Origin of the sequence: Brachybacterium sp. SW0106-09, from assembly GCF_001293905.1 — a bacterium.
GTDB classification, from domain to species: Bacteria; Actinomycetota; Actinomycetes; order Actinomycetales; family Dermabacteraceae; genus Brachybacterium; species Brachybacterium conglomeratum.
The window spans coordinates 1-16,693 of sequence record NZ_BCAK01000005.1 but is presented as its reverse complement, the minus strand read 5'-3'; the positions used below and the strand labels follow the sequence as shown (position 1 = coordinate 16,693).

General features: G+C 69.5%; 14 protein-coding genes and 1 pseudogene. 6 read left to right on the top strand and 9 right to left on the bottom strand.

What is annotated here, in order from left to right; genetic code table 11:
* Positions 1-138 precede the first annotated feature (138 nt).
* Both Y09_RS03570 and Y09_RS03565 read right to left on the bottom strand, forming a co-directional pair.
* Complete coding sequence (locus tag Y09_RS03570; RefSeq protein ID WP_053916274.1) at positions 139-1,533, bottom strand: UDP-glucose/GDP-mannose dehydrogenase family protein; 1,395 nt, start codon at positions 1,531-1,533, stop codon at positions 139-141.
* A gap of 130 nt (positions 1,534-1,663) precedes the next feature.
* Positions 1,664-4,207: an ATP-binding cassette domain-containing protein gene (locus Y09_RS03565; protein ID WP_053916273.1), complete on the bottom strand. Its 2,544-nt coding sequence runs from the start codon at positions 4,205-4,207 to the stop codon at positions 1,664-1,666.
* 218 nt (positions 4,208-4,425) lie between these two features.
* Here Y09_RS03565 and Y09_RS03560 point away from each other — a divergent pair, with 218 nt between their 5' ends.
* The 3 genes from Y09_RS03560 (at position 4,426) to Y09_RS03550 (ending at position 6,164) form a co-directional block, all read left to right on the top strand.
* A complete protein-coding gene (locus Y09_RS03560) occupies positions 4,426-4,647 on the top strand; it encodes a hypothetical protein (RefSeq protein ID WP_053916272.1) in 222 nt (73 codons plus the stop codon).
* Positions 4,644-5,402: a DUF4913 domain-containing protein gene (locus tag Y09_RS16760; RefSeq protein ID WP_082358610.1), complete on the top strand. Its 759-nt coding sequence runs from the start codon at positions 4,644-4,646 to the stop codon at positions 5,400-5,402. The genes Y09_RS03560 and Y09_RS16760 overlap by 4 nt, the downstream gene beginning before the upstream one ends.
* Before the next feature lie 369 nt (positions 5,403-5,771).
* A complete protein-coding gene (locus Y09_RS03550) occupies positions 5,772-6,164 on the top strand; it encodes a hypothetical protein (protein ID WP_148639507.1) in 393 nt (130 codons plus the stop codon).
* A gap of 477 nt (positions 6,165-6,641) precedes the next feature.
* On the opposite strand, the gene Y09_RS03540 is transcribed toward Y09_RS03550, so the two are convergent.
* Positions 6,642-7,946 carry a hypothetical protein gene (locus tag Y09_RS03540; protein ID WP_053916269.1) on the bottom strand — a complete coding sequence of 435 codons (1,305 nt, stop codon included), beginning with the start codon at positions 7,944-7,946 and terminating at the stop codon, positions 6,642-6,644.
* Positions 7,947-7,961: 15 nt separating this feature from the next.
* Positions 7,962-9,569: a relaxase/mobilization nuclease domain-containing protein gene (locus Y09_RS03535; RefSeq protein ID WP_234695613.1), complete on the bottom strand. Its 1,608-nt coding sequence runs from the start codon at positions 9,567-9,569 to the stop codon at positions 7,962-7,964.
* 4 nt (positions 9,570-9,573) lie between these two features.
* Between Y09_RS03535 and Y09_RS03530 the strand changes: the two genes are divergently transcribed.
* Positions 9,574-10,917, top strand: coding sequence for an IS256 family transposase (locus Y09_RS03530; protein ID WP_053916377.1), 1,344 nt, complete (start codon positions 9,574-9,576; stop codon positions 10,915-10,917).
* Between the two features lie 303 nt (positions 10,918-11,220).
* On the opposite strand, the gene Y09_RS03525 is transcribed toward Y09_RS03530, so the two are convergent.
* From Y09_RS03525 to Y09_RS03520, 3 genes are all read right to left on the bottom strand, one after another.
* Entirely contained in the window at positions 11,221-11,571 is a 351-nt protein-coding gene (locus Y09_RS03525) for a hypothetical protein (protein WP_053916268.1), read from the bottom strand.
* Positions 11,572-11,643: 72 nt separating this feature from the next.
* Complete coding sequence (locus Y09_RS18065; protein WP_255351634.1) at positions 11,644-11,778, bottom strand: hypothetical protein; 135 nt, start codon at positions 11,776-11,778, stop codon at positions 11,644-11,646.
* Between the two features lie 1,069 nt (positions 11,779-12,847).
* Positions 12,848-13,570 carry an SOS response-associated peptidase gene (locus tag Y09_RS03520; RefSeq protein ID WP_053916267.1) on the bottom strand — a complete coding sequence of 241 codons (723 nt, stop codon included), beginning with the start codon at positions 13,568-13,570 and terminating at the stop codon, positions 12,848-12,850.
* A gap of 116 nt (positions 13,571-13,686) precedes the next feature.
* Between Y09_RS03520 and Y09_RS03515 the strand changes: the two genes are divergently transcribed.
* Together Y09_RS03515 and Y09_RS03510 are read left to right on the top strand one after the other, a co-directional pair.
* Positions 13,687-14,013: an Lsr2 family protein gene (locus Y09_RS03515; RefSeq protein ID WP_053916266.1), complete on the top strand. Its 327-nt coding sequence runs from the start codon at positions 13,687-13,689 to the stop codon at positions 14,011-14,013.
* 419 nt (positions 14,014-14,432) lie between these two features.
* On the top strand, positions 14,433-14,867 hold the full coding sequence (locus Y09_RS03510) for a hypothetical protein (protein WP_148639506.1): 435 nt from the start codon (positions 14,433-14,435) through the stop codon (positions 14,865-14,867).
* 535 nt (positions 14,868-15,402) lie between these two features.
* On the opposite strand, the pseudogene Y09_RS03505 reads toward Y09_RS03510, so the two are convergent.
* Both Y09_RS03505 and Y09_RS03500 read right to left on the bottom strand, forming a co-directional pair.
* Positions 15,403-16,086, bottom strand: a pseudogene (locus Y09_RS03505) (ISL3 family transposase); the annotation flags it as partial.
* Positions 16,087-16,092: 6 nt separating this feature from the next.
* Positions 16,093-16,693 (bottom strand): transposase (locus tag Y09_RS03500; protein WP_148639505.1); only part of this gene is annotated, 601 nt, incomplete at its 5' end.

Here is a 16,693-nt window from a genome sequence, read left to right as displayed (position 1 = left end):
GCCGTCTCATGGGGTGTGGCTGCGGGCGTGGTCGGGTCATGGCGCAGCGCGTGCCTCTATGCCTATATAGGCGTACCGGCACGCTGCACGCCAATACCCGTCCATCCTCCTCAGGTCAGACGAACCGGACGCGACGGGTCAGGCGGGGATCGGCAGGTCCGGACGGACGGCGGGGCCGCCGACGGTGGAGGTCCCGGTCGCGGGTCCCGTCCCGCGGCCCAGCGAGCGGATATCCCAGCCCGCGTCCTGCCACGCCCGCGGGTCCAGGACGTTGCGGCCGTCGATCATGCGCTGCGCGGCGACCAGGTTCCGCACGCGCACCGGGTCCAGGCCCTTGTACTCGCTCCATTCGGTCAGCAGCAGCACCAGCTCGGCGCCGGCGAGCGCCTGCTCGGTGTCGGCCTCGCCGACCAGGCCGGGGACGCGCTTCGCGGCGTTGTCCAGGGCCTCGGGGTCGGTGACCGTGACATGGGCGCCCGCGGACATCAGGCGGGAGACGACCTCGAGGGCCGGGGAGTCGCGCACGTCGTCGCTGTCGGGCTTGAACGCGGCGCCGAGCACGGTGATGCGTCGGCCGGCGAGGTCGCCGAGCAGCTCGCGGGCGAGCTCGACCACGCGCACCCGTCGGCGCTGGTTGACGGCGTCGACCTCGCGGAGGAAGCCGAGCGCCTCGCCCACGCCGAGGTCCTCGGCGGAGGCGATGAAGGCGCGGATGTCCTTGGGCAGGCAGCCGCCGCCGAAGCCGATCCCGGCGCGCAGGAACTTCGACCCGATGCGGTCGTCCATGCCGATCGCGCGGGCGACGTCGGTGACGTCGCCGCCGGTGGCCTCGCACAGCTCCGCGATCGCGTTGATGAAGGAGATCTTGGTGGCGAGGAAGGCGTTGGCGGAGACCTTCACCAGCTCCGCGGTCTCGAAGCCCATCACCAGGCGCGGCACCTCGGCGGCGATCAGCCGCGCGTAGACCGCGTCCAGCAGCGCGATCTGCGCGTCGGCCGCGGGGGTGCCGGGCGCGGCGACGCCGTAGACGAGACGGTCGGGGGCGAGGGTGTCCTGGACGGCGAAGCCCTCACGCAGGAACTCGGGGTTCCACATCAGGTCCGCGCCGGGCACCGCGGTGAGCTGGGCGCGCAGGCGGCGGGCGGTGCCGGCGGGGACGGTGGACTTGCCGACGACGAGGGTCGGCGCGCCGCCGCGGGCGGGCAGCACTGCGGCGAGGGAGGCGACGGCGGCCTCGAGGGAGCGCAGGTCGGCGCCGAATCCGTCGGCCCGCTGCGGGGTGCCGAGGCCCAGGAAGTGCACGTCGGCGTGGGCGATCTCGGCGTAGTCGGTGGTGAAGCGGAGACGTCCGGCGGCCAGGCCGCGGCGGAGGATCTCCTCGAAGCCGGGCTCGTGGAAGGGGGCACGGCCCGCCTGCATGGCCGCGACGCGGCCCGAGTCCACGTCCAGGCCGATCACGTCGTGGCCGAGCTCGGCCATCGCGGCGGCGTGCACCGCTCCCAGATATCCCACACCGATGACGGAGACGATCATTGCGCTTCCCTCCCACTGGCGGCCGCAGCCGGTCCCGGACGAGTCCCTGTCACCGTGACAGGCGCAGGTGTCATCGAGGTGTCGCGGGCATGGAGGGCAGGAGAGGAGCAGGTGCCCGGCGGGGCGCGGGTCAGGCCTCGGGGTCGTCGGCCTCCAGCAGCCAGGTCGCCAGGCGGCTGTCGGGGTCGTCGGCGAGGCGGTCGGGGTGGCCGTCCTCGACCAGGCGGCCGTCCTCGAACCACAGCACCCGGTCGGCGCCGCGCACGGTCTCGGGGTCGCGGCTGTGGATCAGGACGGTGCGGCCCTCCCCCAGCGCATCGAGCGCGGCGAGCACCTCCGCGCGCTCGCGCGGGGCGAGCTCGGCGTCGGCGCGGTCCAGCAGCACCACGGGCGCATCGCGCAGCAGGGCGCGGGCGATGGCGATGCGCCGCCGGCGCCCGTCGGTGAGCGCGGCGCCGCGGCGCACCAGCAGCGTCTCGTACCCGCTGGGCAGCTCGGAGTGGAGGACGTCGGCGCCGCTGCGGCGTGCGGCCTCGGCGACCTCCAGGTCGTCCGCCTCGGGCCGGCCGGCGCGGATGTTCTCGCGCACGGTCTCGGAGAACAGCGCGGGCTCGCGCTGGACGACGGCGAGGGCGCCGCGCAGGTCCGCCAGCGACAGGGAGCGGGTGTCGTAGCGGTCCAGCAGCACCCGCCCGGTCTCGGGCTGGTCGAAGCGGAGCAGGTAGGACAGCAGGGCGGAGGCCTCGGCGCCGCTGCGGTCCATGAGTGCGACGCGCTGACCGGCGGGGATGACGACGGAGATGCCGTCGAAGCGGGGGCCGCGCTCGGAGTGCGCGGTGATCGCGGAGAACACGACCTCGCCGCGCAGTCGGCCGACGCCGAGGGTGCGGGGCGGCTCACCGATCGCGGCGGTGCGGGAGAGGAGGTCGGAGAGGCCGGACGCGGCGGTGACGGCGGCGGAGATCTCGGCGCGGGAGCGGACGATCGCGTCGGCCAGGGGGACCGCGGCGAGGGTCGCGGCGAGCAGAACGACGAGGTCCCCGGCGCTCTCGCCGCCGCCGAGCAAGAGCACGGCGACCGCACCGGCCGCGCCGATGAGGGCGTGTGCGGCCAGGCCCAGCACCCGGCCGCGGCGGGCGGCGGAGCGGGAGCGGGCGGCACGGGCCCCGACCTCGGCGAGGGTGCCGGCGGCGCGGTCCTCGAGGCCGTAGGACTGCACGGTGCGGGTCGCGGCGAGGAGCTCCTGGGCGGTGTCCGCGAGGGCGGCGGCGTCCGTCCTGGCGGCGGTCTCGCGGCGTGCCCCGCTGCGTCCGGTCAGGATGCTGACCAGGGTGGCTAGGACCGCGGCCAGGATCGGCACGGGAGCCAGGGACGGGGCGATCACGAGCACCGTGATCAGCAGCGTGACCAGTGCGATCACGGCGCCGAGGAGACGCGGTCCGGCACGGCCGACGAGGTCGCGCAGGCTCGCCACGTCCTCGAGCAGTGGGGTCGCGGCGCCCTCGAGGTCCTCGATGTCCCGGCCGGGGCTGAGGCGATGGAGGTGGTGCAGCAGGCGGGAGCGCAGCCCGGTCGCGGCGCGGGAGCCGGCGCCGTCCAGGGATGTGGACGCGAGCGCGCGCAGTCCCACCCCGATCAGGGCGGCCGCGGCGAGCCCGAACGCGGCGGGGAGGGCGGAGGCCGCGCCGGTGCTGCTCGCGGCGTCGAGGCCGCTGCGCAGGGCGAGGGGCGACATTGCCAGGGCGATCGTGCCGAGGACCAGGGTGATCCCGCCCGTGGCCAGGGCGGGCCGCTGGGGGCGCAGGTGCGGGGCGAGCAGCTCGAGCGTCGCGGCGAGGGTGCCGCCGGGCCGTGCGGGCGGAGTGGGAGCGGACTCGGAAGCGGGTTTGGGGGCGGGCTCGGTCGGTCGCTGCGGTGCGGGCTGCGCCTTGTCGTGGCGGGCCGCGGCCGCGCCGGGCTGCGAGGGGCGGTGCGGCGGGCGGTGCGGGGCGCGCGTCGACCCGGCGGCGCTGTCATTCTCGGAGGCCGCGCGCTGCAGGTCCGCTCCTGCCGTGCCGAGGGGAGCGCCCGCGACGGGCGGAACGTCGGACGATGCGGCAGCGACCTGCGCGGCGCCGTCCTGCGGGGCGGGATCCTGCGACGCGGCGGTCTGCGGGTCGGCGCCGAGCGGCTGGTCCACCACGTGCCAGTGCTCCCCGGACTCGGGGTCGCGGTCGGGATCGGCCTCGGGCGCGGTCGGGGCGTCGACGAAGGCCTCGTCCGAGGAGAGCTCGGCCGGGGCCTGCTCCGCGGGGGCCGGGCCGTCCGCGGCGGTCGCGACGGAGGGATCAGCGAGGACGGGCTCGGCCGGGACGGGCTCGGCCGGGGAGGGGTCGGTGGCGGGCAGCTCGTCGGTGGGCGGCTCGGCCCCGACGGCGGGATGCTGCGGAAGTGGTTCGTGGCCGGCGCGCGACTCCACCGGGCCCTGCAGCCACTCCTCCGCGCTCGAGCCGCCGTCCGGCCGCTCCCCCGAGGGATCGTCGACGCCCTGCACGGCCCAGGCGTCCTCCGCCTCGGCCGCGGACCACACGGGGTGCGAGGGCCGCTCCGAGACGGTCCCGGCTGCGGGGCCGGGCGGGTCCGGCGCGTCGGCCGGCTCGGGGCCCGGCTGCTCGGGGGTGGCATGCGCGGTCATCGGCTCGTCTCCTGCTCCTCTGGTGCGCCCCGCGCTGCCGCGGGCGTCCTCCAGTGTGGCATCACGACGCCGTCGCGCCGTCGGCCGCGCCTCGCGGCCGGGTCCCGCCCCCGGAGCGCCACGCCCCGCATCGCCTCCCCTGCACCCTCTCCCCTGCGCCGCACAGCAAGGGGCAGCGCACGGTCTCTCAGCAGCTCCATCGTGAGCGGATTCTGGACGTGGCGGACCTCGGCGCGCTCCCCAAGGGGCGCGCCGTCGTGCTGGCCTCGGGATCGCGGCCGACGCTGGTCACGACGCAGCCGTGGATGGCCGGTCCGCACCGGGAAGCGGTTGAGGCCTCGATCCGGGCGCATGATCCGCTGGCTGAGCGGACCATCGCGGACGCGGAGAGCGAGCGGGCGACGGTGGAGGCGGAGCTGGCGACGAAGGAGCGAGCATGAGCGAGAACGATTGGGGAGAGGAGACGTGGGAGGTGCCCCCGCCTCCCGTGCCCGCCCCGAAGCCGCCGGCCTCGGCGGCTGCTGGCGTTCCGGCGGGTCTGGACGTGGCCGGCGCGGCGGTTGAGGCTGTCGATGCCGCGGTGAAGAAGGCGGTCCGTGGTGAGGTCGACGCGATCGCGACGGAGGCGGTCGCGGGTGCTCTGACCGAGGAGCTGGTGGAGAGGCTGCGCGAGCAGGCGCAGGCTTCGGCGGCCGCGGCGGTCGAGGAGCAGCTGTCTCCCGCGGAGCCCGAACCGGAGACGGAGGCTGATCCGGAGGAGGAGGAGCGGTCGCCGGAGCTGGTCTACGGATCGGTCGACGAGTTCGTGCGGGAGTATCTGCGGCACGTATATCGCGGGGCAACCTCCGATTACCGGGTCTGGTCGGCGCGCTGGTGGGAGTATGACGAAGCGGGGATCCGGCTCGAGGCGCTGTGGAGGGCGTGGGAGCACCTGCGGTTGGACCCGTCCACGGGCATGAGCGTGTGGTGGCGCGATCACGCCGACCACCACATGGCCGTGCTGATGGACCCTGAGGGGCCGTTCGCGTCGTCCAAGCGATTCGACGCGGCGAACGGAGCTGGCAAGGGCGAGCCGCTGCCCTATGAGGCGCCGCCGGAAGGCCTGTTCCCGGACGTACGGAAGCAGCAGAACAGCACGCGGCCTGCAGCGCGATCGGAGCCGCAGCTGCTGGCGCCCCCTCCTCCGGAGGACTAAGACGCGGCCAGTCCCACAGTCCGTGAGGCTCACTCCGATGGGCGCAGCACGGCTACTTTCTAGGTCACACGAAACACGTGCCGGTGACCACTGAGAACACGCGGCGGGATGGGACACCAGACCGCGAGGGCCGCACCTAATGGGCACGGCCCTCCTTCGTATCCGGGGTCAGCCCGAGAGCCCGCGCTCGTCTTGCCAGCTCGCCCCGGCGACGCTATGGCCCATGCGCGCGGCGCGCCCGCCCCGCGTGGCCTCGGTGGCACGCGCCGCGTAACTATTGGGTAACAATCAAGCGAAATCGAGTGAAATGTACACCATGGGTTGCGATTATGGAATCCCACTCAGCGCAAACTCAAAGAGGAGACAATAATGCGCATTCACCTCGCTTCATTTGCGAAGCTACTTGTTGCACTAGCCTTTGCACTTGCTCTACTCACAACTGTAGCATCCCCCTCCGCGCGAGCGGAGGAGGAGCAATCCGCCCAAGGCTCTAATGAAGTCGTGGCGACATGGATTCCCTATGACTACGTCAACTACAAGACGAACACCTCCTGCAACAATCGCCTGAAGTACCTCCGCTCCGTATACCCCGACATGAACCTCTCAAACACGAAGTGCACCGCCAAGACCCTGCCGCAGTGCCCACCTAAGACCGTGTACTGGATTTACATTATCGACCGGGGTACGGCCAGGACTTCGCTGGATGCCGCCGAAGGCCTACAGAGCACGATCAGCCCCAGCGACCTCGCCCTCGCCTGCTGACCCCAACCACGAGTGGGCCGAACCTGACCCTAAAAGTCATGGCTAACGGCGCATAGCGACAGCCCCAACCGGACCAAGGAGCGGTAGAGCGCATTGCTGATCATTACAGGCTCAGGACAAGTACTGTCGGCAAGCCTACTCCCGGAAGGCCCTGACGAAATGGCCGGAGTGAGGTTCGAAGTTCTTGGCAGAACCGACGTAGACGACGAGGATACGCAGTTTCTTGCAATCGTCGATTCGCTAGTCGACCGCGACAGAACGCGACAGTGGAAGAGACTTGTCGACGCTAAGACCCAGGCGAACGAAGTGGTCAACTGTCACTTCTCTGGATTCGCCTCGATCATGGCCCGTGCGGACACCTCAGCGCCGCAGTATCACATTCGAACCTTCTTCATGGCTCCGGATATATCCGCTGTGACGACGTAAGCATGAGAGAGGGCCGCACCTAATGGGTGCGGCCCTTCCTCATGTCAGGGCTCAGCGGGTGAGCCCGCCGCGCTCACGCTGCCGATTCGCTCCGCTGCGGCCGCGGCTCTTGCGTGCCCGCGGGGCTCGGCTGTCCTTGGTGGCCTCGGTGGCGGGCGCTCTGGGAGACTTCGGCGCGCATCTGTCGAGCCACGGTCTCGTGATCGTGGCCCTGGTTTTCAGGGTCGGCGGCGGTGGACGCACGGCGCTCCGCGCTGTCGTACTTGGTGACGGCCTCCTCGCGTGCGCTCTCGGCGCGCTGCTCGTGCTCGTCAGCGAGAGCCGGAAGGTCCGGCCTGTCCTCGTGGCGCTCCTGCGCGCGGTTCTCCTCGGCGGTGGCCTCTGCCATGAGCGCGGCCGCCTCGGCGCGGTCGCGCTGTTCGGCCTGTCGCTGGCGCTCGGCCTCGGCGCGTTCGATCGTGGCCAACTGCTCCTCGGTGAGGAGCTGAGGGTGTGTCTGAGCCAGCGCACGGTCGACGTCGGGGTCCTTGCCCCCCACTGGCGCATGTCGTTGCCAAGCTGACGTGACTCGGTGCCCGGCTGCGTGCCGGCGGTCTTCTCGATCATCTCAAGCGCGCCGGCCTTGCCGAGGTCGCGGCTGCTGTCGTGCTCCTGGACCATCTGATAGACCTCGAACCGGGGCTCTGATGAGCGCTGCTGCTCCACCTCGGCGCGACGGACCGCGGCCTGCTGCTCCTCGGTCATGATCTGCGGGAACTTCGCCGCAATCGCGAGGTCCACGTCTCGGTCCTGGCCAATCCAGCCGCGCATATCCTCGAACTGCTGCCGGCGGGTGGGAGTGAGGTCACCAGCTCGCGGAGTGCGGTCGACGAGAGCGAGGGCATCGTCACGGGAGATGTCGCGCGTGGTCTTCCGATCGTCGTAGCCCTCGGTGAGGACGTACCTGGCGGGTCCGCGCTCTCCTCGCTCGGCGGCGACCTGGGCGCGCAGCTGGTCGGGGGTGATGCCGTGCCGGGTGCGCAGCTCGTCGATGATGCGCTGTTCGGCCCGGGCCGCTTCGGGTTCCTCGTCCCGCCATGCCACGGCGGACTCGTAGGCCTGGGCGATGCGTTCGGGTGATGCGTTCTCCCACCATTCGGCGCGCTGGACCCCGGAGAGGTCCGCCCGGACGGCGCGTTGCTCGCCGGCGAGGCGAGATTGCAGCTCGCGGGCTTCTCGCTCACTGGTGGCCTGGGCGCGGCGCAGGGCGTCCTCGCGCATCCGGGCTATCCGGTCGCCTGCCTGGGCTGCCGCGGTGATCAAGAGCCGCGTCTGGCCCTCGATCGCTTCTTCAATGCCGTCAGATTCGTCGACCATGGCAGGTCTCCTCTCTCATCGCTCGGCGCCGTGCTCGGGGCCGGGCTGGCTTTGTTGACGGGTCTTGCGGGGCTCGATGGGGCGCGGGAGCGGATCAACGGCCGCGGGGGCGTCGTGCGCGTTGCCGGCACGGAGTCGATCGAGCATCGCCTGGGCCTCGGGGTCGAGGGTCGCCGGTCGCTCGAGCGTCGCGGTTGCGCCGGCGGGGCGAGCAGCCGCCGCGGGGGCTGGCAGGGCCTCGCGGACGCGCACGAGACGGGCGCGTGTCTCGGTGGCGAGGAGCTGGGCCTGGCGGTGCTGTTCGGCGGCTTTCGCGGCGTCGTGCACTGACTGTGTGAGCCGGAGGAGTTGCCGGATCATGACGGCCTGGCCGACGGTGCCGCGGCCGCCCCGGGCGGCGGCGGCCAGGAGCATGGCGCTGCCGGAGAGGGCGCTGGTGCCGATCTTCTGCGGTGGCGGGGTGGAGCGGTACGTCTGTGCGGAACGGGACAGGGCTTCGGCGGCCGCGGCGAGGTCGCCGGGCTTCTCCTCGGTGGCGTTGGACCATGCGGCGAAGGCGCCGGCGGTCTGCCGGGCCACGGTGGCCCACGTGTCGCGGTCCTCGAGAGGGACGGTGCGCAGCTTCTCGACGAGCTGGCCAAGCTCACGGTTTCGCTGCTCCCACTGTGCGGGGTCGGGCTCGCGGGCCTCGCGACCGGGCGCGACAACGCGCCGGCCGCGCTTGGCCGCTGTCCATTCGTCGACGGCCTCGCTGGCGCCGGCTGGGGTGTCGGGCCAAGCCTCGCGTAGCCGGGGCAGACGGAGGTCCTTACCGAGGTGTCCGCCGCCGTACCAGATGGGCCGCTCCCCTGCCGTGGGTCGCTCGGCTACGCTGTAGCCCGTCACGACGTCGGTTCGGCCGTCTGCGAAGCGGGGCCGGACCAGGAGGCCGGAGCGGCGCATCCGGCGCACGAACTCGGCCTCGTCGCCGGCGGCTGCCGCGCAGCCGCGGACCTTCACGGCGAGGAGGTAGCGGGGCTGCTCGGTGCGCATCTCGGCGGCGATACGTGCGCGCCGGTGCTCGGCCTCGAGGTGATCCCACGCGGGGCGCTGCTGCTGACGGTCGCTCTTGCGGGCGCGCTCGTACTTGGCGCGGGCGCGGGCGGTCGCCTGGGCCTCGCGCTCGGCCGGCTTGTAGCCGCGGGTGGCGCGCTCTACCTTGGCGGACTCTAGGGGCTCCAGGCCGTGCTTCACCTCGAGCGCGCGGCTGACCTTCTGAGCGCGGTGGTGATCGTTGTGGATGCTGGCCTTGGTGCCATCCTCGCGCACCAAGTCGACGACGATGTGAACGTGGTCGTTGCCGTTCTTCGACAAGCCGTGGCGGACGGCAACCCAGCGGCATGGGTCCTTCGGAGAGTCGGGATCGTCGAACTCCATGGCGCGCACAAAGTCGTTGGCGATCGCCTGCCACTTCTCGTCGGTCTGCACGCCTTCGTCGGCGCGCAAAGACAGAGAGCAGTGCCAGACATGGCCGCCCTTGACGTCGACCTTGAGAGCCGTTTTCGGGCGATCCAGGTGACGGGCGATCGCGGGGCATGTCAGATGGTCTGTGTAAGCCGTACCGAGAGGAACGGTAAGAATCATGACCATGACGGACGAGAAGACGCCGGGTGGGCCCTCGGGCCAGGACCTGGTCGAGCAGTTGATGGCCGCCGGGCAGCTGGACGCGCTGTTCGCTCAGATCGACGCCGGGAACGTAGAGCTGACCGGGGACGGTGGGTTCGTGCCCGCGCTGGTCAAGGCCGCGCTCCAACGGGGCCTGCAGGCGGAGCTGAGCAGCCATCTCGGCTACGAGAAGGGCTCCGAGGACGCATCGAAGCACGCCAACTCCCGTAACGGGACGACGCCGAAGACGGTTCAGTCCGAAGTCGGGCCGATCGCGCTGGACGTCCCCAGGGACCGTGCCGGTTCATTCACGCCGCGCCTTGTCCCCAAGGGCCAGCGACGCCTGGGAGGGCTCGATGACATGATCATCAGCCTCTACGCGGGCGGGATGACGATCCGGGACATCCAGCACCACCTGGCCTCCACGCTCGGCACGGACCTGTCGCACGAGACGATCTCGAACGTCACCGACGCCGTGCTCGAAGAGGTCGCCGCGTGGCAGGCGCGGCCGCTGGAGGAGTTCTACCCCGTCCTCTACCTCGACGCGATCCGGATCAAGATCCGGGAGAACAACCAGGTCATCAACCGCGCCGCCTATATCGCGGTCGGCGTGGATCTTGACGGGGTCAAGCACGTGCTGGGGATCTGGGTGCAGGACACCGAGGGGTCGGCGTTCTGGGCCCACGTCTGCGCCGACCTCGCCAACCGCGGAGTGAGGGACGTGCTGATCATGTGCTGCGACGGGCTGAAGGGCCTGCCGGAGGCGATCGAGGCGACGTCGCCGGACTCGATGGTCCAGACCTGCGTGGTCCACCTGATCCGGGCCGCGACGCGGTTCGTGGCCTACCAGGACCGCAAGAAGGTCGCCGCCGCGCTCAAACCGATCTACACCGCCGCCAGCGAAGACGCGGCGCGGGCGGCGCTGGTCGAGTTCGAGACCTCGCCGCTGGGGCAGAAGTACCCCTCGACCGTGATGACCTGGAAGAACTCGTGGGACCGCTTCGTGCCGTTCCTCCAGTTCCCGCCGATGCTGAGGAAGGTCATCTACACGACCAACGCGATCGAGTCGCTGAACTACCAGCTGCGGAAGGTCACGAAGAACCGCGGCCACTTCCCCTCGACGGACGCGGCCGTGAAGCTGCTCTGGCTCGCGATCTGCAACATCGAGGACAAGCGCGCCGCGGACCGAGCCCGCGACCGTGGCAAGCCCGCGAACGAGCGGAAGGCCCAGGGCCGACTCGTCGACGGCCAGGTCGTCACGAACTGGAAGCAGGCCCTCGCCCAGCTCGCCGCCGCCTACCCCGACCGGATCACCCCCTACCTGTGAACACCCCGCTTACACAGACAAATTGACAGGCCCACCGTCGGCCGAGCGCAGCGAGCCGGGCTTGCCTCGCCCCCACCAGTGCGTCAAGATCCCCCGGTCCAGCACCCCCAGCGGAGCCGAGATGGGGTCACGTGATCGCCGGCGACCCACCCACCTCGCTCGTCACCGCACCCAGGACCCGAGCCAGCCACGCGCCCCGGCCCGCAACACCAGCACTCGACAGCAGGGGCGGGCGCCGTCCTACCGTCGTACGTTCAGCACCGGAGGTGCCGCGCGCGCCTGCCGCGACCTCCTGGTGTCGCCTCAGCGCCGACCGGGGTTCGCGCGGCGAATCGCCTCGTACCAGAACGGCTCCACGCGGCCGCGTCCGGCGCGGTCCTTCGCTCCCTCGAGGTGTACCCGGGCGGAGACCCAGGACATCACGTAGGACTCGACGAGCTCGAGGCAGCCCAGCCACTCCTCAACGGTAAGGAGCAGCTGTTCGTCGCTGACGGTGACCTGGACGGATTCGTCAGGAAGATCGGGGTCCCGCGAGCTGTGGGTCAGGGACACCGGGGTGCCGCCGGCGACGGCGCGGTGGTAGCCGGCAACGACCGACTCGGCCGCGTCGAGCAAGTCCTTCTGCGCGTAGTACCGCGGGTACCGCGCGCGCATCGCGCTCGACCTCCCGGAGGGCGGAGCGGGATAGGGAGTGAAGGGCTGGAGCCTCATGGGCTCGGTGTGCGCTCAGGCCCGGACAGCCAGGCGCCAGCAGGCGCAGTCGGCGTCGAGCGGGGCGAGGAGCGAGGGGTCCGTGCGGTCGAGGGTGCGGACGCTGTTCGCCTGGCTGCCCACCGCCACGGTCACTAACCCAGGTGTCACGCCCATGAAGGGTTGATCTCAATCAACAGTCCATTCTGGACAGTTGCCATCAAATAATGGAGGGCCCACCGACTGGTGGGCCCTCCATCTGAAACGTGCAGGCTTAGGCTTAGTTCCCGGCCGACGTTACGCTAAGAATCTGTCCCGTTTCCGAGTCGTACAGCACGTTAGCAGGCTCGCCGGAATCAATCAGCTCACGCTCTTCTTGAGAGAGCTCCATGGGCACCCCATCACTCGGGGCTTCGGCAGTGCTGGGCTGAGTGCCGACAAATAGAGCGGAGGACCCAACGAAGCAGAGGGCGACCGTTCGAGCAAGCCGAGCAGTTTTTGTCATGAGTTAAACTCCCCTGAACACATCGTTCCGATCGGTCTTTCCGCCGAGGACCTACCCCTGCAACCTACCAGGTGCTGCTCTTAGCTGAGGTACACCCTGGTGCCGTTCACAGCGGCATTGAAGCCGATGCTGCTGTTGGGCCCGAATGATGCGGTGCACAACTGGTTAGGGGACGCGACGGGGAGCCAGCACACGCGAGCGGTGAACTTCTTAGTGAGGAACGTCCCCCGCTCCGGCCAGGAACCAGAAGCTCCGGTCCCATCGAAGCCGTATGGCACCAATGGAGATGCGTAGCCGTACCAGCACGCTCGAGCACTGGTGCAGCCGTTACGAACCGCACCCAAAGGCTGCACAGAGGTTCCCTCTGTGACGCTGATGATTTCTCCTGTCTCGGCATCAAGGAGGACGTTCACAGGTCCACCTGTTTCCAGGAGGCGAAGTTCGGTTACAGAGAGGCCATCGCCATCCTCCGCGTGCGCAGGCTGCAGGCCCCAGAGCGCTGCCACTGACATGAGTGCGAAGAGCATCGTGAGTGTTGAGCGGGCAAGCCGGGACGTGTGGTGCATGATCTCCCCTTCGTTGGTGGCTGTGATCTACACCATAGAGGACGGAGTCCGATTCGGGCTCCTGAGAGCCCAAGATCAAGTGATCTCGGCGCGGTCCAAGAACTCGGACCTGATCGCAGCGCGCGGACACAGCGTGATCCCAGACCCCGACGGAGCGCTACTTGCAGAGTCAGCTAGCGCCGAGCGACTCGATGAGCGAGGGGTCCGTGCGGTCGAGCGTGCGGACGTTGTTCACCTGACGATCCACCGGCACGGTCACCAGCTCGCCAGCCATGGTGGTGGAGACCTGGTCGAGCTGCGCGAGCAGAGGTTCCTTCTGCTCGGGCTCGAGCATCCTGGGGACGAGCCAGTCGGCGACGGCGTCCTCGGCGAGGAAGACGGGCATGCGGTCGTGGACCTCGCCGCCGGCGTCCCGCGCCTCGCGCGTGACGATGGTGAAGGTGACGTCCCAGCCGTCGCCGTCCTCGGCCTTGCGGGCAGCGGTGAGGCCGGCGGCGTGCAGCAGCTGCCCGTCGGGGTGGTGGATGAAGAAGGGGTCCTTGCCGCCGTCGTCGGCCTCGACCCACTCGTAGTAGCCCGTCATCGGTACGACGGCGCGGCCGCTCGAGAACGCTCCGCGGAACATGCCGTTGGTCGCGATCGTCTCCAGGCGCGCGTTGATCGGGCGGGGCCCCTTGTCCTTCGCCCACGCGGGATGCAACCCCCAGCGCGCCAGCTCAAGACTCCGCTGCACCTCACCGTCGTCGTCGACGAACTCGCGCACCACCGGCGCCTTGGTGCGCGGAGCGATGCTGTAGACCGCCTCCCACTGCGCCGCGCGGTCCTGCCCGATGGCCACATAGCTGTGCAGCAGCCCGTCTCCATCGATCTCAAGAACGTATCTGCCGCACATCACGCAACTCTTCCACCATCGGTGAAGCCGATCATAGTCACAGCCTTTTGGGTATTCTCAGAATCTCTTGCTTCACTGTGCATGCAGTTCAGTACCCCAGCACCGGAAGGTCGATCATGGCGCGCAAGACTCAGGTAATCCTCACCGACGATGTTGATGGCAGCGAGGCCACCCAGACGGTGTCGTTCGCTCTTGACGGCGTGGCCTACGAGATCGATCTGAACGACTCCCACGCCGGGCAGCTCCGAGAGCAGCTCGGGACCTGGATCGCCAGCGGCCGACGCATCGGAGGACGCCGCACCGCCGGCACTCGGCGCACCAGCGAGAGCAACCCGGAGCGGACGGCGCGGATCCGTGAGTGGGCGCGCGAGAACGGCCACGACGTCAGCGACCGCGGACGCCTCGCCGCCACCATCATCGAGGCCTACGACGCGGCCCACTGACCCCTCTCCCGAGTCTCGCGGTCGAGGGGTTCAAGGCTCCTCCGGTGTTGATGTAGTAATCATCCCGGCGGAACTGGTCCCGCCCATCCCCGACCGTCACGCTGGGGCAATCGACGTGCTCAGCACTCGAGGCTCTCGATGCGATCGACTGCGAAAGCTCCCCACCCACCTCCGGGTGCATGGGGAGCTTTCGTCGTCATTGCGTAGCGCAACGTCGGAGGTCCTCTTCTAGATCGTGTTGCGAGGATGGCCCTATGCCTCCCCGACCCAGCTACCACGTCTTCCGTGCTGCGTAGATCATGGCCCGCGCCTTCACCCCACACGCTCTCCTCGCACCGCTCGCGCTGCCGTGGACGCTCCTGTCGGTCATTCCTGGCACGCTCCGGCGGGGCCTCTACCTCGACCCCACGCGCACGGGCATGGTGATGCTCTACCGCTCCAGCCCCGTCCTGGACGTGCTCGTGCTGATCCCGATCATCCTGATCGTGTTCGGCGCCTACTTCGTCGCGGCGGCAGCGCTGGTGAACATCGCCGGGTGGCTGGCCTTGGCGCTCCCGGTGGCGACGGTGGTGTTCATGATCGGGCTGCTGTTCCTCCTGCCCCGCGGCGGCGGGTCCCTGTTTCCCTGGGGCCTGGAGACACCGGCCGGGCCGCGCTGGGAGATCGCCGGCCTCACCCAGCTCCCCGGCACCCGCCTCACCGGCATCCAGCTCGCTCTCCGCGCCCTCGACACCGTCCCGCCGCCAGGGTCCGTGATCGTCGCGACCGCGAACTCGGAAGACCTGTACAGGCAGTACCAGGCCTTCGGCTTCATCGGCGGGCCGCAGCATCGCGTCCACCGCGTCGCCACCTGACCACGTGAGCCCCGGCGACAACACTGCAGAACATTAAACGCCTCTTCCCAGGTGATTACTAACATTACTCACCGACAGCGGTGCATCGAGCGATTACTCTACGGAGATTGCCCCCGAAGACTCCTCCATGGGAGGCACATTTAATAGCCGAAAAGCCGGCCGGGTTGACCATACTTTGACATGGTGATACCGTGTCTTGCGAATCGGGTCACAACTGATTCGCCCGCACTCCGCGCACGAAAGCTATTGCGGGGATAGGTATGACACGTGGAAGATTGACAATGCTTCTGATCGTCGGAGTTATTGTCGTCCTGGCGGGGCTGTCACAGTTGCTTACTGAGTCCGGAATAGTCTGGCTGGGGGTGTTACTACTGCTTTCTGCGGTTCCACTGTTCGTAGTGTCAGCGAGAGCAGTCAGCAATCTTAAGAAGCAATAACCACCCGCCTCCCCACCCAGAGGAGACTGCACGTGCTAAAGGAAGCAAGAAACACAGATAAGACTCAACTTGTCCTTGGCTTTGACGGCTCTTCGCATTTAAGGGTGTAGGAGGGGTCTGAAGCCGCCGGCTTCGAGGAGGCTGCGAGCGATGTAGTGGACGAGGTTGCGGAAGCCCAGTGCGGAGCCGCGGAGGTGCTCGAGCCGGCCGTTGATCGCCTCTGTCGGGCCGTTGCTGGTGCCGGGCCGATCGAAGAACGCGAGCACGTCCGTGGCTCGTTTCGTGAGGGTGCGGCCGAGCTTGGCGAGCTCGGGCAGTGCGTCTGGGACGTTTTTGCCCAGCGCAGCGATGATCTTCTCCATCCGCTGCCTCGCTCGGGTCCGGTCGGGTTCTCGGTAGGCCTCGACCGTGGCCTGGTAGACCTCCCACGCCGCTTCGACCGCGATGTGCTGCTCGGCGGTGAACAGGGCGGAGAGCCGGTCGCACTGCCGATCGGTGAGCAAGCTCGTCCCGGTGTGGAGCGTCCGTCGGGTCTTGTAGAGAGGGTCGTCCTTGCGGCCTCTGCGCTTGTGGAGCTGCTGCTGGACGCGTCGGCGGCAGTCGTCCAGGGCGTCGCCGGCCAGGCGGACGACGTGGAACGGGTCCATCACGGTGATCGCGTGCGGGAGAGCGTCCTGGGTCGCGGTCTTGAACCCGGTGAACCCGTCCATCGCGACGACCTCGACGCCCTTCTTCCAGGCCTCGGGGCGGGCCTCCAGCCACGCCTTGAACGACGCTTTCGAGGCTCTTCACAGATGACGGTGTAGTTCGGTTCTGAATCCTCCGGTGTCCAGTAGGGCGCGGATGACGTAGTGGGCAAGGTTGCGGAAGCCCAGCGCGGTGCCGCGGAGGTGCTCGAGTCGGCCGTTGATCGCCTCGGTCGGGCCGTTGCTGGTGCCGGGGTGGTCGAAGTAGGCCAGCACATCGAGGGCTCGGCGTTTCAGTGTCCGGCCGAGGGTGATGAGTTCTTTGAGCTGCTTGGGCACCCCGTCGGTGAGGTCGTCGATCACTGCCTGCAGTTCTCGCTTCCCGGCAGCGCGGTCGGGATGGCGGTAGGCGGCGACGATCCGCTGGTAGACGCCCCAGGTCGCCTCGACCTCGACGTGCTCATCGCTGGCGAACACGGCCTTCAGGCGGGTGATCTGCTTGTCGGTGAGCAGGTCAGCGCCGGTGTGCAGCACGCGGCGGATCCCGTAGAGCGGGTCCCCGGACCGGCCACGATGGCCGAGGGTGGCCTGCTGGACGCGTTGGCGGCACTGATCGACCTTCTCGCCGGCCAGGGCAACGACGTGGAAGGGATCCATCACCGCTGTCGCCTCGGGCAGCTCCTCGGCGGTCGCGGTCTTGAAA